Raw genomic sequence first — 21,138 nt, forward strand, 5'->3', positions numbered from 1 at the left:
AAAACATGCTCCAATATAGGAACATGTCCATACCAAAACAGCGATTCTTATATAGCCCATTTACTTTCTATTTTAGGTACATCTCCAATCAAATGTTTTGTGTAATCCTCTTTAGGACCTAATATGACATCATCAGGCAAACCTTCTTCCACAAACCTACCTTCTTTCATAACGTATATCCTGTCAGAGACGTAGTATGCAAGGCCTATATCATGCGTTATAAAAACAACAGTAGTGCCAATTTCATCTCTCAATTTCATCAATGCATCAAGTATGCTGGCTCTCGAGCAAGCATCAATCATGGATGTAGGTTCATCAGCTATGACAAGACTTGGTTTTATCAACAAGACTCGAGCTATCATAAGTCTCTGCATTTGGCCGCCTGATAGTTCAAAAGGATATTTATTGTATATTTCATCAAATCTTAGATTCACAAAGCTTAAAGCTTCTTCAATTATCTTATGCTCTTCATCTTTTTTTAGTTTGACTCCTATCAATTTTATGCAGTCCAGCAGTACATTATTTACCTTTCTAAATATATTAAAAGAAGAAAAAGGATCTTGAAAAATAGGTTGCACATTTCTCCAATATTCAATCCTTTTCTTTTTAGTCTTCAAATCAATAGGATTATCTTTAAAAAATATTTTACCATTCGTCGGCACTGTCAAACCTAATATCATTTTTGCCAATGTAGTCTTTCCACTGCCGCTTTCACCGACAATTGATATTATTTCACCGCTATTAAAATCGAAATTCACATGATCAACAGCCACGACTCTTTTCCTTTTGTCAGCAAAAACTTTAGTTACATCTCTCCCGCTAAGTAGTGGCAGACTTTTTGCCATCTTCATACATCTCCTTAAGCTCATCTATTTCAAAAGCGCATCTGTAATTTCTTTCTCCATGATTTTTTAAACTTATCTTCTCACCCTTGCACTCATCTTTTGCAAATTGACATCGTTCAAAAAATCTGCATCCATTCAATTTTGATTTTAAATTTGGCGGAGCACCAGGTATAACTGCTAATTTTTTCCCTTTAACACCTTTCTCAGGGACGATTATTGAATTCATAAGTCCATACGAATAAGGGTGAATTGGGTCAAATATGATTTCTTCTGCTTTTCCAGATTCAACTATCTCTCCAGCGTACATTACCATGATTTCGTCGGCTATATTGTAAAGTAATGGCAATTCATGCGTTATAAATATCATCGCTTTTATAAATCCTTTTTTTATTAAATCCTTTAAAAGCTTTATTACTATCTTCTGCGATGTAACATCCAATGCAGATGTAGGTTCATCTGCAACCAAAATTTTAGGATTAAGGATTGTGGAGATGGCTATAACTGTTCTCTGTTTCATACCACCCGAAAGCTCTATGGGATATCGTTGTAAAACATCCTTAGGTAAATTAAGTGTTTCAAATCTCTCTTCAGCGATTTTCTTCACGTCATTAAATGATATTCCTTTTACATGCTCTTTCATGACGTCTGCAACAAGATTTATTATCTTCTGTGTAGGATTTAAGGCATTCATAGCTGCTTGCGGTATATAAGCCATTTCCTTTCCAAGAATTCTTTCCCTTAATTGATTATACGGCAATTTAGCAATATCAATTCCGCCTATGTAGACAGCACCGCTCTCATAAAAAAGTGGTGGATGGTAATATCCCATGATGCTCATGGCTAATGTAGATTTGCCACTTCCGCTTTCTCCTGCTATACCTAAGCATTTCCCGCTTTCCAAATCAAATGACACATCATCTACAGCAATAATCCTTTCATTGAACCTTGTTTTATATACGCTTTTTAAATTTTTAACTTGCAATAAAATTTCAGCCATAATTATTAACTCCTTATCTGTGGATTAAATACTTGGTCAAGTCCTGTATTCATCAAATTAAGAGAAAATGTAATAAGAGCAATCATCAATACTGGCGGTACAAAAGCCCACCATGCCCCGCTCATATGTGCTTCATACATGGTAGCCCAATTCAACATAAGCCCAAGTGTCACAGTATTTTGCGGACCAAGCCCCAACATTGATATAGTCGCTTCTGAAAGAATTCCCGACGCGACTTGAAGTATAAATGCCATACCCACATAAGATGCAATATAAGGCAATATTTCCATTAAGATAATTTTCGGTATGCTATAACCCGAAACTTTTGCAAGATTCACATGATCCCGATTTCGAAGGGATATTGTCTGTGCCCTTACAGCTCGTGCAGTCCACGGCCAACTTGTAAATCCAATCACCAATGCTGTTGTCAAAAACGACCTTGAACTTATGCTTACAGATATTAGCACGAGAATAATAAATGATGGGATTACAATAAAAATATTTGTGACAGATGACAAAATATTATCTGCCAGCCCTCCTAAATACCCTCCTGATAGCCCGATGATAAGGCCTATACATGTAGCAATTGCTCCAGCTAAAATTCCTATAATTAAAGATGTTTTCCCTCCAGCAATCAATTCAACTAATTCATTTCGTCCGAAATTATCTGCGCCTAATGGCAGATTCGCCCCCGGAGGCTGAAACATTGTGTAATTCATCTTTAATGGATCTTCTTTGTTTAATAAAGGAAAAATAACAATACATAAAATCAATAAAGCAAAGATAGCTACTCCCACATCGAACTTGCCCGACTTAAAAATCATCTTAAAATTACCTTTCATGCTCCATCACTCCCGTTGTGCCACTTTTATTCTTGGATCTATCAGCCCATACGCAATATCTATCAAAAAATTTGCAACAAGAACTCCAGTAGTAATTAAAAGAGTACACCCTGATATAAGAGGAAAATCCTGCGCCGCTATCGCATTAAAAAGTACAGAGCCTAAACCAGGATAGCTAAAGACAATCTCCGTAATAAGAGCACCTCCAACCATAGTGCCTAAAGAAAGCGCCAAACCTGTTATTTGTGGCAAAACCGCATTTTTGAAGACATACTTGACAATCTTTGAATCTCTAAGTCCGAGTAATCTACAGTATTTAACATAATCCGCGTTAAGCTCGTAAATTGACATTTCCCTCATGCCTAATGATTGACCGCCAATACCTACTAAAACAATTGACCAAAATGGAAGCTGATAATGCTGTAAAACAGATAGGAAAAATGAAAAAGTAGGACTTGGAATCATATCAAACGCATATCCTCCGCTGGCTGGTGCTATTTTTAACGCCACTGCAAACAACCATACCATTACAATAGCAAATCCAAATGAAGGTATACAACTTATAAACAAAAAAACTGGAAATAAAATTCTATCAAAACCTTTTTTTATATAAGCAGCCAGAACCCCTAAAACATTGCCAAGAATCCAACTTACGATTATTGCCGGCAATTGAAGTCCTATCGTCCATACAATTGAACTCGCCAAAATATCCGTAACTTTCCTTGGATATTGTCCAAAAGAAGTACCCATGTTGCCATGAAACAAGTTTGACACATATATCATAAATTGGTCCCAAATAGGTTTATTTAGTCCAAACTCTTTTTCAAACGTCTCATAAACCCTTTTGATTGAATTTGTATCTGCCATGCCACTGGTAATTTTTGAGACAATGGTTGATACCGGGTTACCCGGTATCAACCTTGGTAAGAGAAAGTTCAGAAATACGGCTACTACAAAAGTTAGGACATACCACGCAATTTTACTTGTCATATATTTTCTATAACTTTTCACCTTAAACTCTCCTCTATTTTTTATTTAGAAGAATGAATTTTGTAAAGAGCCGCTATTCCATAGCCATCCATGCAGATATTTGGAGGGATATTTGTTCCATCCCCTTCAACAGGGAATCCACTCCATACAGAAGTATTAACGGTGTAGAAATCAGCAGGCCTGTACATTAAGCCAATCATCGGAACTTCTTTTAGATAGATCTCATTAAGCTTTGTCCATGCATCTTTCAATTGATTCTCGTCCGTTATAGTCGGAATCTGATTAAGCAGTGTGTCAACTTCGCTGTTTTTATACCGTCCATAGTTAAAATAAGCTGTCTGACCTATAGGAACATATCCATTTGAACTCATTGCTTGATATGCACGAGCCCATGGTGAAGATATGCCAATGCCTTGATATGAGTACATTCCCATATCAAAATTGCCAGTCTGCATGTCGTTGTTCCAGACGGATTGTTGTGGGAAATACGTTTGAACATTAATGCCAATCTCTTTACAGCTTTCCGTTACGATTTCCAATGCAGCATTCCAGTCAGACCATCCTGTCGGACATTCAACCTTAAAAGATAGTTTCTGACCATTTAACACCCTTATTCCATCAGGTCCTTTCTTTGCGCCAATCGAATCAAGCAGTGCATTGGCTCCTGCGATATCATTTGATTTCCACTGCAAAGGCGCTAACTGGTTTTGATCTATAAGCTTCTGCTCTGAATCAAGTGGCAGCATCAGTGATGGCGACATCGTTCCTGAATAGCCGCTCATGGCGTTCTTAGCAATTTTATCGTAGTCAATGGCCATTGCTATTGCGCGTCGCACATTTGGATTGTCAAGTCCCGGTTTTGTGACATTGATTACAAGCCACGGGATCACTCCTGGCATATAATACGGTGGTTTTGATAAGTATGTCTTTATATTTGGACCAAATGTCTGTATGTTGGGCGTAAATTGCTGTGAAACGTCTACTTGATTTTGTCTTAAAGCTGTATCTCCAGCAGCATTGTCCTTAAAAATGTTGTGTACTATATATTTTGGTGCAGGCAATTTACCCCACATAGATGGTGTTTTGCCCCAGTAGTTGTCATCTCTTATCAAGACAACTTTAGAATTGTCATAATAGTAAACTTTGTATGGACCTGATGCCACAGGATTTGCGTTTACTTCGCTTGATATTTTACTAAAATCATTATTGTCTTTTTCTTCTATTTTTGTCCAAACGTGTTTAGGAAGAATGTAAACTGATTCTAATGCTTCTTCAACCATTAAGGGGTTTTTATTATCGCTTTTCAGCTTAAACTCTACTGTTGTTTCATCTTTTGCAGTTACACTGTCAAGGTAATTCCAGTTGCTGGACCACGAAACGGGATATTTTTTGCCCAACTCAAAAGTATACGCGACATCGTCAGCCGTAACTTTTTCGCCGTCATTCCATTTTGCATCAGGATTTAAAGTTACAGTGCAAACCGTATTGTCTGGCGAAAACTGATATGTCTTACCAAGAAGCGGATACATCTTTCCGTCAAGCTGATTGTACATAAACAATGTTTCATAAGTAAGCTCCCTTGCTATACTGGTTGCAGACAGCGGAAGTGAAGTCTGACTGGGGCTTAAAGGATTAAACGTCGTAGGCGGTCCCCATTGTAAACCGCTTATATACAATGTCTCATTTCGAGGCGTAGCCTCTCCAGGTTTTACAGCAGTCTCACTTGTAGTGGTGGTCTTGTCGTTTTCAGATGTCTTGTTAGAATTTGAATTGTTGCCGCATCCAACTATAAGCAATGATACCATTAAAAATACCAGTATCACGCTTATAATCTTCCTGAATTTCATAAGATCCCCCTCTTTCTTTTTTACTTTAGAGCCTAATCATAGATTTTATTCATGTGAAAAGGCCCCATGTTTCAACAGAATACAAAGACGGCACCTCCCTTTTTAAAATTTTAATTAAATTATGAAAGCGATAAAGCAATGATTTTTTATTTGGGCCGTTCTTTTGTAACTGTGATATTGTATATATTTTAAATCTTTTTTGTGAAATGTACATACGTAATATATTGAGTAAAATCCTTGATAGAACATTTACTGTAATAATTTAAAAGATGAAATTTTGACTTTTAGTGTTATATTATTATGATGATTACAAAGAATTAAACACTATAGAATTTGTGTTTAAAAAATTAATATTTAACCTAAATATGTAACTAAAATCTTTGTTTAAACTTATTATATTTTATACAAAACATAAAGTCAATATTTATATTAAATTTTTATTTTAAACTTATTTAAACATTATCAATTCATTTTAAAATTAAAAATAGGTTACAATTTGTTGTCTTTTTCGACAATATAATGTAACTTATTTTTATATTCCACACAAGTTTTGTACTATTATGTCACACCGTAAAATTTCATCCCACATCTTTCACATTTTCCATCATTGATTCCAACAACATGAACATAACCTTTTCTTTTAATCAATAGATGTCCGCAATTAGGACAATAAGTATTGTTGTCAGATACAGATACGTTGCCTAAATATACATAATTCAGATGATTTTTTGCAATAGCATAAATATCTTCAAGCACTTTTATCGGTGTTTCTGGATTTTTCATCTTATATCGAGGGAAATATTTAGAAAAATGTACTGGTATATCCTTGTTTATGCTTGATACCCATTTGCAAAGTTCTTCAATCTCAGTATAATCGTCGTTTTCGCCTGTCACCACCAATGTTGTTATTTCTACATGACAGTTTAACGCAGCTTCTTCAACAACTTTCAAAACGCTTTCTAAATTTCCATGACATATTTTTTTATAATATTCATTAGAAAAAGCTTTTACATCTATATTTACTGCATCAATATATTGCAAGAGCTCTTTTAAAGGGTCGATATTTATAAATCCATTCGTCACAAGTACATTCTTAAGACCTTCCTTATGTGAAATCTTTGCAGAATCTAACACATATTCATACCAGATCGACGGTTCATTATAGGTATACGCAATTCCAATATTGCCTCGCTGTTTTTTGGCTATATCAACTAATTTCTCCGGTGGAAGGTGCTGACATTCTACCCTTTGCTGTGATATTTCCCAATTTTGGCAAAATAAGCATCTTAGGTTGCAGCCATATGTGCCAGCAGAAAGTATGTAGCTTCCTGGCATGAAATGGTACAAAGGCTTTTTCTCAATCGGATCAATTGCTATAGATGCTATTTCACCATAATTTTCAGAGTATAGCACTCCGTCTATATTTTTTCTGACACGGCAAAATCCATATTTCCCATCCTTTATTATACAATTTTGTGGGCACAACAAGCAGTGTACACTGTCGTCGTCTATCTTCTCATAATAGAGTGCTTCTTTCATTTATGCCTCACGACCTGGAACCTTTCAATAGTGTATTTTTCATCCGGTGAGATACCGGCTTTTCTGAGTGCAATTGATATCTGTTGATCTACTGTATCAACACCTTCAAGATCTGGCAACAAAAGCCCACTTTTATAACCACTTTTAACGATTACTCCATACTTTTTTGCATCAAGATCATCTTTTGATTTTACAGGCTCAGGTTTTGTCAAAACATCAACTGAATACACTATGTCGTCCAGTTCATCTATCTCAACAGGATAGAACCTCGGGTCTTCTGTACCAGCGCTTACTGCATTTCGTATAATTTCTTCTGCGATATTATTCTTTGAAGGGTATACAGTGCCTATACAGCCTCTCAATTCTCCATCTTTATGCAATGATACAAATACGCCTGCTTTTGTTTTTATCATTTCCTCTGGTAAGCCATCAGGAACATTCATGAACTTTTTATTTCTTAGATAATATTCAAGGCTTTTTCTCGCTAATTTCACATAATCGTCTTCTGATTTCCTTATATCATCTATCATTTTCCTTTTAATCCTATATAGTTCATCTAATAAACTTATACCTGTATAACTTTCAGGAATGAATTCAGCAACACAGTAGCCAACGCCAAAAGGCCCTTCATGTGATAGAATATTTGCCTTGACATTGTAACCATCCAACACACCCAACATGACGCAAACAGATCTAAACCCACATTCCGCAGCATCTTCTATCAACGTTTTATCCATATTGATTATTTCTTTAACATTCATGTTGTTTAACAAACTCAGCAGCATCTCATCAAACACTTTTCCTTTCGGTGTATATCCATTAGGGCTATCAGGTGTCAGTTTATGTGATAAATCACCGCTTGCAATAAATACCACATTTCTATCGCCTTCTCTGATGGACTTCCCTATTTGGACGCCAAAATCATAAAGCTTTTCAAATGATAAAAAGCCGTAGGACATCCTTATAAGTTTAAAACTATCAATATATTTTCTGACAAAATACAACGGAACAATTGAGCCATGGTCAAGTTTTTTGGAAAGCTTAAATCTACTTATCATCTTGTCGTCTATTTTTGCTACTGGTATCTTTTCATTTTCTGCATTTTTAACTATGTCTTTTGCTAACGATAAATCGCTTTGAAACTTCATCTTTACATTGTATGCTCCAAACTGCCCTAAATCACCTTCAATTTCTTCCATCATATCTATAGATACAGCATCACTAAATACATGCGCATGTGGCGAAATGATAATTATTGTATCTGGTTTTTGATTTTTTATGCTTTTTGATGCTATTTCAAAAGAATCTATTGTCTTTTGAATTTTATGTTCTTCACCACGCCCTACTTCAGGGACAATTATTGGCGGGTGTGGCATTAAATATGCTGACATTAATTTACCCATAATCCTACCTCCACATTGGTTATAATTGCCTTTCAAGTATATATTATACCGCAAATAATGCATTTTAAAGTTTTTTCTTGTGAAAATTATAAAATAATTTTACATTAACCTTGACGTTAATGTTAATAAGTAGTAGAATATTTTTCTGGAGGTTTTACTATGGAAAAAAATATTACAAAATCGAAGATGTTTCAATAAAAACAGGTTTAACAAAAAGAGCTATAAGGTATTACGAAGATTTAAACCTTATTTCACCTAAAAGGACAGAGTCCGGATATAGATTGTACACAGATGAAGACATAGAAAAAATCCAAAAGATAATATCTTTGAAGGATTCACTAGGCTTCAGTTTATCTGAAATCAAGGCAGCACTTGAACTTGACAAAAATGTCAAAAACATATTATCTGGTGAAACTGCAGATACAGAAACAATCGATAATTACGCTAAATTGATTGAAAAACAAATAGATTTGATTGAGGAAAAGAGCAGAAAACTATTGATGGCAAAACAAAAATTTGAGGAGCTATTGCTAAATTTATCTAAATTAAAGCAAAAATCAAAGGAGGCAGACTAAATATGAAAAATATTAGTTACAAGTGGATAGCATTATCCTGTACGACTCTTGGAGCCCTTTTTTCTGTATTAAACGGCAGTATGCTTTTAATATCGCTTCCTGATATTATGAAGGGTTTACATGCCAACATGGGTATAATCATGTGGATCGTAATGGGATATATGCTTTCGTTGACAATATTAGTACCAGCTATCGGTAGAATAGCAGATATGTTCGGAAGAAAAAAATTGTACGTATCCGGTTTTGCCATATTTACTATCGGTTCATTGCTGTGCGGTATTTCAAACAGCGGACTACAACTGCTTATATACAGAATAGTGCAGTCAGTTGGCGGTTCTTTAATGGTTGCAAATAGCACAGCAATCGTAGCAGACGCTTTTCCAAAAAACGAACTTGGCAAAGCTCTTGGCATAAACAGTATGGTAGTAAGCATAGCATCGGTAATAGGTCCTATATTAGGAGGATTTTTGACGAGTTTAGGATGGCGGTATATATTCTATATAAATGTACCATTTGGAATTATAGGTACTCTATGGGCATTGATTCAGCTAAAAGAGCTTGACAAAATACCTGAAGGGCAAAAATTTGATTTAAAAGGCACACTGCTTTTCACAATCGGATTATTGCTATTTTTAATCGCATTGTCTTTCGGTGGATTTGTAGGCTGGTACAATAAGTCAATCATAACTTTATTCATCATATCAATAGCGATGATTTTAGCATTCATTCACATCGAAAATACTACTGAACAGCCAATGTTGGATTTGAGATTGTTTAAAACAAGAATTTTGGCATTTGCTTTTGGAAGTACATTGCTTAATGGCATTGCAAGAGGTGCAGTGACATTTTTGCTCATATTTTATCTGCAAGGAATAAAAGCGATGGATCCATTAAAAGCAGGGGTATTCTTAGCACCATTTGCACTATCCATGATGATTGTATCGCCAATAAGCGGATATTTGTCTGATAAATACGGTGCGAGAGCATTAAGCTCTATAGGTCTTTTGATTTCAGCTATCGGCTTATTGGGCTTTGTGAGAATATCCCAAAAGACTTCTCTTGCCGAACTCATCACTTGGATGCTTATTATGGGATTTGGATCTGGCATGTTTTTCTCACCTAATACGAGTGAAATTATGGGTTCTGTGCCGTCCGACAGGCGAGGTATCGCCGCTGGCACGAGAACAATGATGAACAATGCTGGACAAGTAATAAGCATAGCATTGTCAATGGCAATCGTGTCATCAAGCATAACTCCTGACGCGATGCAAGCTCTTTTTGTCGGCACGCAAGTCGGTTCAAAAGGTATTGCCATAGCACAATTTATATCCGGACTAAGAGAAGCCTTTCTTATATCCATGATATTTAGCCTAATAGCATCGTTCATATCATACTTAAGAGGTCCAAAGCCAGATTGGAACCAAAACTCTCATAAGATAAAAACAGAAGAAACATAAAAGGTTACAGAATCGTAACCTTTTATGTTTCTTATTTGAAATATTCAACACCTGCTTCAAATATCTTTTGATCCTTGTTGCCGTATATATTTTTCGCTACATTCTTGCCAATCCTCTCAGAATGCCCCATCTTGCCAAGTATCCTTCCATCAGGGCTTGTAATGCCTTCTATAGCCCAGTAAGAGCCATTAGGATTGTAAGGCATCTCCATTGTTGGATTTCCATTCATATCTACATACTGCGTGGCAATTTGCCCATTCTTTTTTAACATATCTAAAACATCATCATTTGCTATAAATCTTCCTTCTCCATGTGATACAGGAATTACATGAATGTCGCCACATTTGACATTGTTAAACCATGGTGAAAGATTCGACGTTATCTTTGTCCTGATATAACATGATACATGTCTGCCGATCGTATTAAATGTCAGCGTCGGATCGGTCGTATCAATGTCGCGAATCTCTCCATAAGGAAGCAAGCCAAGTTTTATAAGTGCTTGGAATCCGTTGCATATACCAAGCATCAAGCCATCACGATTTTTTAAAAATTCCATAACTGCATCTTTTACCTTTGGATTTCTAAATACCGTTGCGATGAACTTGCCAGAACCATCAGGTTCATCGCCAGCGCTGAATCCACCTGGCAACATGATTATCTGAGAATTCTCTATTAGTTTAACAAGCTCATCGATAGACGCATCTATATCAGTTCCTGTTAAATTCTTAAAAACATGCGTTTCAACCAATGCACCGGCTTTTTCAAAGGCTTTTTTGCTGTCATATTCGCAATTAGTACCAGGAAAGACTGGTATCAAAACTCTTGGTTTTGCAACTCTGAGGCTTGCCTTAATAGAATTATTTTTATTGTACATAATATTCGGTATTTGTCTAATGTTTTCTTCCACAGCGGTAGGAAAAATCTTTTCAAGCGGTTTTTCCCAGTGTTTTTTCGCTTCATCAAGATGGATTTTCACATCTTCTAAAATTATATATGGCTCATCAATCGTCCTTCCTAAAATTTTATAATCAATTCCTTTTAAATATTTATCATCATCAAAATCACCATCTACTTCTATTATTAAAGAACCGTATTCAGGAACGAAAAAGTCCACCTCGCTTATTTTCGCCTCTAATTGAAAGCCCACCATATTCCCGAAAGCCATCTTAGTGATGCATTCGGCAATTCCACCGTATTTTACCGAAGATGCCGCCAATATCAAATTCTCATTTAATAGTTCGTTGACCTTATCAAAATTTCTTTTTAGTTTTTCAAAATTTGGTAAATCTTGCCGGTCCCTTTCCGCCTTAATAATTATTACTTTATCACCACTTTTCTTAAATTCTGAAGATAACACTTTATCTGCATCAGCAGTTGCAACAGCGAATGCTACTAAGGTAGGAGGCACGTCCATATCCATAAAAGTGCCTGACATGCTGTCTTTACCGCCTATTGCAGGTATGCCTAAAGCTTTCTGTGCGTATAAAGCGCCTAACAGTGAGCTAAATGGTTTTCCCCATCTTTTTGGATCCTTGCCTAATTTCTCAAAATACTCTTGAAGTGATAGTCTAATCTTCTTATAATCACCACCCATTGCCACAATTTTAGAGGTTGCTTCAATTATAGCATAAACAGCACCATGGAAAGGACTCCATTTCGACAGTTTAGGATTATATCCAAATGCCATCAATGTTGCCGTATCTGTATCTCCTTCTACGACAGGCAATTTTGCAGCCATCCCTTCTGAAGGCGTCATCTGATGCAAGCCACCAAATGGCATCAAAACAGTTGAAGCGCCAATTGTGGAATCAAACATCTCTGTCAATCCTTTTTGGCTACACACATTCAGATCTTCAAGATTCCTAAACCACAATTCCTCGATATTAGTGATTGATTGGACAAATTTTAACCTTTCAAAATAGCTTTCAGAGCTTATACTGTCTACAATGACATCTGTAAATTGAGAGATTCCATTCGTATTTAAAAATTCCCTGCTTATATCTACGATGACTTTCCCATGCCAAACCATTTTTATTCTCATATCATCCGTGACTTTTGCCACTTTAGTGGCTTCTAAATTCTCTTCTTTTGCAAGCTCTACAAACTTTTCAGCATCTTCTGGTGAAACTAATACAGCCATTCTTTCTTGTGATTCAGATATAGCAAGTTCTGTCCCATCCAAACCCTCGTATTTTTTCGGTACAGCATCAAGGTCAATTAAAAGTCCGTCGCTTAACTCTCCAATTGCTACAGACACACCACCCGCTCCAAAATCATTGCACTTTTTTATCATTTTTAAGACATCAGGATTTCTAAAAAATCTTTGAATTTTTCTTTCTGTTATGGGATTACCCTTTTGCACTTCTGCACCGCTTGTATAAATGGATTCTTGCGTGTGTTCTTTTGAAGAACCTGTGGCACCACCACAACCATCTCTTCCTGTTCTACCACCCAACAAAATCACTACATCGCCTGCTGCCGGCTTTCCTCTATAAACATTTCTCTTAGGAACTGCGCCAATTACCGCACCTATCTCCATTCGTTTAGCTACATATCCATCATCGTAAATCTCCGAAACTTGCCCTGTAGAAAGTCCTATCTGATTCCCATATGAACTGTAGCCGTGGGCTGCTTCCTTAGTAATCTTTCTTTGAGGCAATTTGCCCTTTATGGTCATTTCAACTGGCGTTCTTGGATCTCCAGAACCTGTAACTCGCATTGCTTGATATACATATGCACGACCTGATAGAGGATCTCTAATCGCCCCTCCAAGGCAAGTAGCTGCACCTCCATAAGGCTCTATTTCTGTAGGGTGATTGTGTGTCTCATTTTTGAACATTATCAGCCATTTTTCGCTTTTACCATTTATATCTGCATCAATTTCGATGCTACACGCATTGTTTTCATCAGACTCATCTAAATCGTCAAGCAACCCTCTTTTTCTCAATTCTTTCATCACAATTGTGGCTATATCCATAAGGCACATTGGTTTCTTGCTTTCTCCATAGACGAATTCTCTGGAATTTTTGTATTCCTCAAAAGCTTTTAATATAGGTTCATTGTATTTTCCATCATAAATTTTCACATCATTGATGTTAGTAAGAAATGTGGTGTGGCGACAGTGATCAGACCAATAGGTATCGATAACTCTTATCTCTGTAATTGTAGGATTTCTCTTTTCTACATCTTTAAAATAGGAATGGCAAAATTTAAAATCTTCCAAGCTCATTGCCAAATTCAGTTTCTCATAGACCTTTTCTATTGAAACATCATCAGATTCAATAAATCCATCAAGAATTTCTACATCATCAGGACAATCGACTTCTAAATCAATAGCTTCTCTTTTTTCCAATGAAGCTTCTCTCGAATCGACAGGATTAATACAATAGCTTTTTATTTTGTCAAACTCCTCATCTGTCAATTTACCGCTTAAAACCACGACTTTACCACAAAGCACTTTAGGTTTAAATCCATTTGTAAGTATTTGAATGCATTGTTCGGCTGAATCAGCCCTTTGATCATACTGACCTGGTAAAAATTCTATAGCAAATACCCTATCATCTTTCTCATATGGCAAATTTTCAATGTATACATCATCAAGATTTGGCTCTGAAAAAATTGTCTTAACAGCTTTTAAAAAAATATCTCCTGATAGTCCTAAAACGTCGTACCTGTTTATTATCCTTACACCTTTAAGCCCAGAAATATTAAGATTATTTTTAAGATCATCAAAAAGTTTTTTTGCTTCAATATTGTATTGCGGCTTTTTTTCTACGTATATTCTTTTTACATCACTCACAAAATATCTCCCCCATTTAGCCTAAATTACGAACTTTGTAATATTATAATATATAATGCGTCTTAAATCAATAAGTATTTTAACTTATAAAAACCGAACATTTAATGACAACTTTACAATTAAGTTTGCTTATTATGCGTATATGTCATCTTAATCGGTTCTGCATATTATATAACAAAAAACTTAAAAAAGAAAAAAATTTATATTGAAATCTAAAAAAATATATCTTATAATAAATTGAAAACATAATAAAGTGTATTTTCGCTCTGCAAAGGCCCGAACCGATTGCAACGAGGTTCAGGCTTTTATTCTGGGAGCCAAACTTATGAAAGAGGGTGTTTATCAAGTTGGAAAAGCTAAATCATTTTGAAACTCCATTATTCGATGCATTAATGGAGTATGTCAACAACAACACCATACCATTTCATGTCCCAGGTCACAAAAAAGGCAATGGAATGGCTAAAAAGTTTTTTGATTTTGTAGGAAAAAATGTATTATCGATGGATGTTACTGTGTTTGAACAAGTTGACAGCCTTCACAAGCCTACCGGTCCCATTAAGAAAGCTCAGGAATTAGCTGCCGATGCTTTTGGTGCTGATGCTACATTTTTCTGCATCCATGGGACATCGGGAGCTATTCAGGCTATGATCCTAAGCGTTATGGGAGAAAATGAAAAAATAATTGTTCCAAGAAACATTCACAAATCTGTTACATCAGGTATTATCTTGAGTGGTGCTATCCCAGTTTATATGCAACCAGAAGTTGATAAAAATGTAGGCGTTGCTCTTAATGTGACTCCTGAAACTGTAGAGGAAGCATTAAGAAACAATCCTGATGCAAAGGCTGTTTTAATTATAAATCCGACTTACTATGGTGTTTCTGCAGACATTGTAAAAATTGCTGAAATAGTCCATGACTACGGAGCTATACTGATGGTGGATGAAGCCCATGGTCCACACCTAAAGTTCAATGAAAAACTTCCTATTTCAGCAATGGAAGCTGGTGCTGACATTTGCGCACAAAGCACTCATAAGATAATAGGCTCTATGACGCAAAGCTCTATGTTGCACGTCAAATCGAAAAGAATTGATATAAACAGAGTGAAGCAAGTTATGAGCCTTTTGCAGACTACAAGTCCCTCTTACATTTTATTAGCATCACTTGATGTTGCAAGAATGCAGATGGTAACAGAAGGAAAAGAATTGTTGGACAGGACAATCGAACTTGCAGAATACGCTCGTCGAGAGATCAACAACATAAATGGACTTTATTGTTTTGGAAACGAAATTGTAGGGCGAGATGGAGCGTATGATTTTGACCCGACAAAAATCACTATTACCGCCAAAGGCCTTGGCATATCAGGTCACGAATTGGAAGATATACTGGCAAAAAAATACTACATTCAACCAGAATTAGCCGATATGTACAATACATTGTGTGTATTTTCCATAGGTGACACAAAAGAGAATGTAGATTACCTTATAAGGGCATTGAGGGAAATCAGTGAAACTCTGTACAAAGACAATGTAGAAATGTCGAAAGCTTTAGATATACCAGAAATACCAGAAATGGTCTTGTCCCCAAGATATGCGTTCGAATGTTCTAATATCGCATTGCCTTTGGAAGAAAGCATCGGACAGATAAGCTCGGAATTTCTAATGGCATATCCGCCCGGTATCCCAATATTATGTCCTGGCGAAAGGATAACCAGAGAAATCATAGAATATGTAATTGAAATGAAAAATGCCAAACTAAGCATTCAAGGAACAGAAGATCCAAATGTTGAATATATAAAAGTAGTCAACGATTTGCAGATATTGAATATAACAGCATAAAGAGCCCTACAACAAGTAGAGCTCTTTTTTATAAATTACTTTTCTTCCAAGTTTCTTTTGCGTTCTTTATATTCTTCTTCGCTTATTTCTCCTCTTGCATATCTCTCTTTCAAGATTTCAAGTGCATTACTACTTCTATTTGAACCTTTTTTGTTCTGAAACAGCGAAACAATAAAATATATAGCGCCTACTACTATTACAACTTGAAGTATCATCCAGATGAGGCCAAAAATTATGCCTCCACCGTAACCCCATCCATTCATTAATCCCCACATCATAATATCATCCTCCTTCAAATCTATTATATGACAAAATTGTGAAGAATTCATGAATTTTATAGATCTAACGGCAACTTTACTGTAAATTTTGTCCCTTCATTTAATATGCTCTCTACATTTATAGTGCCATTATGAGCTTTTATTATGGCCTTAGCAATCGATAACCCTAAGCCACTGCCTCCATAATCCCTGCTTCGCGACTTTTCACTTCTGTAAAATCTTTCGTATATAAAAGGCAAATCTTCTTTCGATATGCCTATGCCATTATCAGAAACTGTAATCACAGCATACTGTCCTTCGCTATACAGTCTTACTTTTATGTTTCCACCTTCACCTGTGTATTTATTAGCATTTGTAAGCAAATTGATCAATACCTCTGATAATCTATCTTTGTCTGCATTAACAAAAATGTCATCTTCAATATTTTTCTCCAAATGTTGATTTTTATTGACAAAAATGCTTTCATAATTTATCAACAAAATTTTAATCAATTCCGATAAATTGAATCTTGCTTTATTTATCTTTAAATTGTCAATTTCTATCTTATTCAATAATTCAATATCATTTATGAGATTGGATAATCTCACAACTTCTTCATAAAGGCTTTCAATCCTTTCTTTAGACGGTTCCCAAACACCGTCAATTATAGCTTCTAAGTGACTTTTAAGGGTTGATAAAGGTGTCCTCAATTCATGCGCTATATTTTGCGTCATCTGTACTCTTAACATCCCTTGACTTTTTAATGATGCACCAAGATGATTTATAGCAGCAGTTAATGTAAGAAGCTCCTCTTCCTTTGGTATATCTTCTACTCTAACGTCGTAGTCTCCGTTCTCCAGTTTACTTGCAACTTTTGCTATATTTAAAATAGGCTTTGTAAGGTATTTTGAAACATACAAGCTGATTATAAACACCAATGCGATCGTCAATATTGTTATTAATGCAATGTATTTATTCACGTCGTACAAAAATTTATAATCCAATTTGTTCATAGGCATTGTGCCAGTATACGTTATGTCAACGTAAGCGACTTTTTTACCATCTACGACAACAGGAAGCGTTTTAGTTGATGTTTTGCTGTTATTTGCCAACCCCATCATCGAAAACATCGAAGCTATCTTCATTACTTCATTGCCTTTCAAATCCCTAACCACGATGCCATACCCACTCATCATCAAACTATGTGCAATTCTGCTGCTTGTATCATCCCAATTGCCAGTTTCCTTGTACGTTTCAGCTATTAACGTAGCAATGTTGTCAAATTCAGCATTTGCTGACTGTTTAATGTAAATTCCAAAATTGTTTATTATTAAAATATTTATGGTAATGCTGAATACAACTATCGACAATAAAGCAATAGAAATAAACGATGCAGCAGTTTTAGTTCTTATATCATTTTTAATCATTTTCTTCACCAAATTTATAACCTGCCCCATACACAGTTTTTATATATCTTGGATTTTTAGGATCATCTTCTATCTTTTGCCTCAAGTTTTTTATATGGGCGTCTATTGTCCTATCGAAACCATCAAAATCATAGCCAAAAGCCTTTTCAATAAGTTCACTTCTCGTAAATACTTTGTTTGGATTTTGCGCCATCACAGTCAACAACTTGTACTCATTTGGCGTTAAACTGACGACCCTGCCTTTCTTTTTCACTTCGTATGATCTTGTATCAATTACAAGGTCTCCATCATTAAACATGAATATATCATTTAATGGCAGGTCATCTTTTGCCCTTCTAAGTATGGCTTTGACTCTCATCCTCAACTCTCGAGGACTAAATGGCTTCGTTAAGTAATCATCCGCACCAATTGTAAAACCATATACCTTATCATCTTCACTTACTTTAGCTGTAAGCATTATAATTGGCACCTTTGACAAAGCTCTTATTTTGCTGCATATTTCTTCGCCGGATACACCAGGCAGCATTAAATCTAATATGACCAAATCTGGATTTACAGTTTTAAAAGCATTTAAAGCATTTGCACCGTTTGTTTCGGTCAATACAGTATACCCTTCCTTTTCAAGGTATGCTTTTATAACGTCCAAGATTTTCTCCTCATCATCTATTGCCAGTATTTTCATCATAAAACACCTCAAATATATTATACATTACAATTGTGAAGAATAAATGAAAAAAAGATACCACAATCTAAATTATGGTATCTTTTTATAGATCTTTCACAAACTTATACCTGTGCATCTATATATCTTGCAAGCCTGTATTCTAATTGTTCTTTTGGCATAAATCCGATAACTTTGTCAACTAATTGTCCATTTTGAAAAACACCTAATGTCGGAATGCTCATTATCCTATATTGCGATGCAATCAAAGGATTCTCGTCAACATTTAATTTCACAACCTTTATTTTATCAGAATATTCCTCTGCAAATTCTTCCAATACAGGCGACATCATTCTGCAAGGTCCACACCATGCAGCCCAAAAGTCGACCAAAACAGGCTTATCGGAATTATACACCTCAGCATCAAAGTTCATATCTGTTACGTTGATAGGTTTCATCCATTATCCCTCCTTATACTATACCCCCGGTATATGGGTTATTGCTAAATTAAATATACCACCTTTTTAACAAATTGTCAATAATTATTGAGATATTGTCTTAAAATACTGATCTACCTCGTCGTACGTCATTGCGCCATTGCTTATAGCCCTTATTATGCCATCTTTATCAATAAAAAATGACATCGGTATGAATTGTACCTTGTAATCCATAGCTACTTTTGCATCGCCGTCTAAAAGAACATCAAAGCCATATCCCTTTCCTTCAAGATAATTTTCAACAGTCGATTTATCTTCGCCAATATCTATCGCCAATAGAACAACATCATTTTTGTTATTCTGGTAAAACTTGTTTAATTCAGGCATCTCGATCTTACAATATGGACATGTTGTAGCCCAGAAATTTAATATAACCTTTTTACCTTTTAATTTTGACAGTGTTACTGTTTTTCCATTTACATCTTTTAGCGTAAAATCTGGTGCTAAATCGCCTTTTTCTATGCCTACTTGAGCATTGTTGATGGCATTATCCGCACTTTGATTCTTTGCTTGGCTTGACACTACGTAATTGTTTAAAAAGTAAATTGATATTCCCAAAATCAAGACTAAAACTATTGAAACAGCCAATATCACATTTTTGTTGGTACTATTTGACTTCTTCTTATTTGATTTCACTTAAATCACCTCAAAATATTAATGTAGCTTTCAAACCTTATAATAAGATTAAAATACATTAAAACTCCAAAAATCACCAGAAACAAACCGCCAATTTTTTCAATATACGGCATAATAAAATTTATCTTTTTGTAAAATGCTTTAAATTTATCAATTAGTATTGCAGCAACTATAAAAGGAATCCCAATCCCTAACGAGTAAGCAAACAGCAGAAAAATTCCTATTGATACAGTGTTTTGTTCACCTGCATATAAAAGGATAGTCGCAAGTATAGGACCAACGCATGGTGTCCATCCAGAAGCAAAAGCTATGCCAAAAATGAAACTGCTAATATATCCCTCCTTTTTGCTGGGAATATTAAATTTTACTTCCCTGCTCAGAAAAGCCGGCTTTATGATACCCATCATATAAAGTCCAAATAATAATATTATTATGCCACTGGCTTTTCTAAATAGAACTTTGTATGAAACAAAAAATTTTCCCAATTGACTGGCTGTAGCTCCCATGAGAACAAAAACGATGCTAAAGCCTAACACAAATAAAAATAAATTGAAAAAATTTTTCTTCTTACCGCCGAAAATATACGTCACATAAACTGGTATTAGCGGTAAAATGCATGGTGAAAAAAATGAAACAATCCCACCTAAAAACGCTGCAAATAAAGACACTTAAATCCCCCTTACCCCCTATAGAGGGGTTGTTTAACTTAATTATACTACATCGAATTTTTAAAAACAAATAAAGCTATAAACGATTGTTTATAGCTTTGAAATGATATCGACATTCTTTCTTGCTTTTTCTAAATCTACTAAAGATGCAGCATCACTGTCTATTACAACTGTAACATCAGGATGTAACGATAAAACAGTTGATGGGACATCTGTTGTAAGATAGCCATTTAAAGTTTCTTTTATAGCATTTGCTTTGTTTTTACCAGATGCCAGAAGTAAAATTTTCTTCGATTTCATTATGGTGCCAAGCCCCATCGTGACTGCCTTTCTCGGAACCTCGTCAATGCTTTTAAAAAACCTCTTATTTGCATTTATAGTTTCTTCCGCCAGATCTACTATGTGCGTCTTTGTATTTATATAGTCATCAGGCTCATTAAAACCAATGTGCCCATTTACACCTAAACCCAACAATTGAAGATCAATTTCTCCAAACTTTTCTATCGCTTCATCGTACAACCTACAATCTCTATCAAAATCATCCGAAACGCCATTTGGAATATGAATGTTTTCCTTTTTTATATTAATGTGGTTGAATAAATTTTCATACATAAAGTAGTGATAACTTTGAGGATGGTCATCAGGCAATCCTACATATTCATCAAGGTTAAATGTTATGACATAAGAAAAATCAATTTCTCCATTCTTGTACATATTAATTAACTCTTTATAAGTTCCAAGCGGTGTAGAGCCTGTGGCAAGACCTAATACAGAATTCGCTTTTCTGTTTACCTGTTCTTTTATGATTTCCGCTGCAGTTCTGCTCATTTCATCATAGTCATTTGTTATTATTAATCTCACAA

At 35.4% G+C, this 21,138-nt stretch carries 18 protein-coding genes; 3 read left to right on the forward strand and 15 right to left on the reverse strand.

All coding sequences use genetic code 11. From position 1 onward, the window contains the following. Nucleotides 1–47: 47 nt before the first annotated feature. The 7 genes from GSH73_RS08065 to amrA form a co-directional block, all read right to left on the reverse strand. Complete coding sequence (locus GSH73_RS08065) at nt 48–845, reverse strand: ABC transporter ATP-binding protein (protein ID WP_014758520.1); 798 nt, start codon at nt 843–845, stop codon at nt 48–50. Continuing rightward, nucleotides 820–1,842 carry an ABC transporter ATP-binding protein gene (locus GSH73_RS08070; RefSeq protein ID WP_014758519.1) on the reverse strand — a complete coding sequence of 341 codons (1,023 nt, stop codon included), beginning with the start codon at nt 1,840–1,842 and terminating at the stop codon, nt 820–822. The genes GSH73_RS08065 and GSH73_RS08070 overlap by 26 nt, the downstream gene beginning before the upstream one ends. A 5-nt stretch (nt 1,843–1,847) precedes the next feature. Beyond that, nucleotides 1,848–2,684, reverse strand: a complete 837-nt coding sequence (locus GSH73_RS08075) for an ABC transporter permease (RefSeq protein ID WP_014758518.1) — start codon at nt 2,682–2,684, stop codon at nt 1,848–1,850. A gap of 6 nt (nt 2,685–2,690) precedes the next feature. Beyond that, nucleotides 2,691–3,695: an ABC transporter permease gene (locus GSH73_RS08080; protein ID WP_014758517.1), complete on the reverse strand. Its 1,005-nt coding sequence runs from the start codon at nt 3,693–3,695 to the stop codon at nt 2,691–2,693. Nucleotides 3,696–3,715: 20 nt separating this feature from the next. Continuing rightward, nucleotides 3,716–5,521 carry an ABC transporter substrate-binding protein gene (locus GSH73_RS08085; protein ID WP_014758516.1) on the reverse strand — a complete coding sequence of 602 codons (1,806 nt, stop codon included), beginning with the start codon at nt 5,519–5,521 and terminating at the stop codon, nt 3,716–3,718. A 558-nt stretch (nt 5,522–6,079) separates the two neighbouring features. Further along, the gene (gene amrS, locus GSH73_RS08090) at nt 6,080–7,060 is read right to left on the reverse strand and encodes an AmmeMemoRadiSam system radical SAM enzyme (protein WP_014758515.1); all 981 of its coding nucleotides are present in this window, start codon (nt 7,058–7,060) and stop codon (nt 6,080–6,082) included. Further along, nucleotides 7,057–8,463, reverse strand: a complete 1,407-nt coding sequence (amrA, locus tag GSH73_RS08095) for an AmmeMemoRadiSam system protein A (RefSeq protein ID WP_014758514.1) — start codon at nt 8,461–8,463, stop codon at nt 7,057–7,059. Before amrA ends, amrS begins: the two co-directional genes overlap by 4 nt. A 119-nt stretch (nt 8,464–8,582) precedes the next feature. On the opposite strand from amrA, the gene GSH73_RS08100 reads away from it, so the two are divergent. Then, entirely contained in the window at nt 8,583–9,038 is a 456-nt protein-coding gene (locus tag GSH73_RS08100; protein WP_014758513.1) for a MerR family transcriptional regulator, read from the forward strand. Nucleotides 9,039–9,040: 2 nt separating this feature from the next. After that, nucleotides 9,041–10,495, forward strand: a complete 1,455-nt coding sequence (locus tag GSH73_RS08105) for an MFS transporter (protein WP_014758512.1) — start codon at nt 9,041–9,043, stop codon at nt 10,493–10,495. Between the two features lie 31 nt (nt 10,496–10,526). On the opposite strand, the gene GSH73_RS08110 is transcribed toward GSH73_RS08105, so the two are convergent. Next, nucleotides 10,527–14,294 (reverse strand): phosphoribosylformylglycinamidine synthase, encoded by a 3,768-nt coding sequence (locus tag GSH73_RS08110; RefSeq protein WP_014758511.1) that lies wholly within the window; start codon nt 14,292–14,294, stop codon nt 10,527–10,529. Between the two features lie 347 nt (nt 14,295–14,641). Here GSH73_RS08110 and GSH73_RS08115 point away from each other — a divergent pair, with 347 nt between their 5' ends. Further along, nucleotides 14,642–16,129: an aminotransferase class I/II-fold pyridoxal phosphate-dependent enzyme gene (locus GSH73_RS08115; protein ID WP_014758510.1), complete on the forward strand. Its 1,488-nt coding sequence runs from the start codon at nt 14,642–14,644 to the stop codon at nt 16,127–16,129. Between the two features lie 35 nt (nt 16,130–16,164). Here GSH73_RS08115 and GSH73_RS08120 read toward each other — a convergent pair whose 3' ends face one another. From GSH73_RS08120 to nagB, 7 genes are all read right to left on the reverse strand, one after another. Then, nucleotides 16,165–16,407, reverse strand: coding sequence for an SHOCT domain-containing protein (locus GSH73_RS08120; RefSeq protein WP_014758509.1), 243 nt, complete (start codon nt 16,405–16,407; stop codon nt 16,165–16,167). Between the two features lie 56 nt (nt 16,408–16,463). Further along, nucleotides 16,464–17,813 (reverse strand): sensor histidine kinase, encoded by a 1,350-nt coding sequence (locus GSH73_RS08125; protein ID WP_235062566.1) that lies wholly within the window; start codon nt 17,811–17,813, stop codon nt 16,464–16,466. Beyond that, nucleotides 17,806–18,495 (reverse strand): response regulator transcription factor, encoded by a 690-nt coding sequence (locus GSH73_RS08130; protein ID WP_014758507.1) that lies wholly within the window; start codon nt 18,493–18,495, stop codon nt 17,806–17,808. Before GSH73_RS08130 ends, GSH73_RS08125 begins: the two co-directional genes overlap by 8 nt. Nucleotides 18,496–18,599: 104 nt before the next feature. Next, nucleotides 18,600–18,932 carry a thioredoxin gene (gene trxA, locus GSH73_RS08135; RefSeq protein WP_014758506.1) on the reverse strand — a complete coding sequence of 111 codons (333 nt, stop codon included), beginning with the start codon at nt 18,930–18,932 and terminating at the stop codon, nt 18,600–18,602. An 84-nt stretch (nt 18,933–19,016) separates the two neighbouring features. Continuing rightward, on the reverse strand, nt 19,017–19,607 hold the full coding sequence (locus GSH73_RS08140; RefSeq protein ID WP_014758505.1) for a peroxiredoxin family protein: 591 nt from the start codon (nt 19,605–19,607) through the stop codon (nt 19,017–19,019). Between the two features lie 5 nt (nt 19,608–19,612). Beyond that, nucleotides 19,613–20,275 (reverse strand): cytochrome c biogenesis CcdA family protein, encoded by a 663-nt coding sequence (locus GSH73_RS08145; RefSeq protein ID WP_014758504.1) that lies wholly within the window; start codon nt 20,273–20,275, stop codon nt 19,613–19,615. Nucleotides 20,276–20,365: 90 nt separating this feature from the next. Continuing rightward, complete coding sequence (gene nagB / locus GSH73_RS08150; protein WP_014758503.1) at nt 20,366–21,136, reverse strand: glucosamine-6-phosphate deaminase; 771 nt, start codon at nt 21,134–21,136, stop codon at nt 20,366–20,368. Between the last annotated feature and the right edge of the window lie 2 nt (nt 21,137–21,138).

It is taken from the genome of Thermoanaerobacterium aotearoense (assembly GCF_009905255.1).
GTDB lineage: Bacteria > Bacillota > Thermoanaerobacteria > Thermoanaerobacterales > Thermoanaerobacteraceae > Thermoanaerobacterium > Thermoanaerobacterium aotearoense.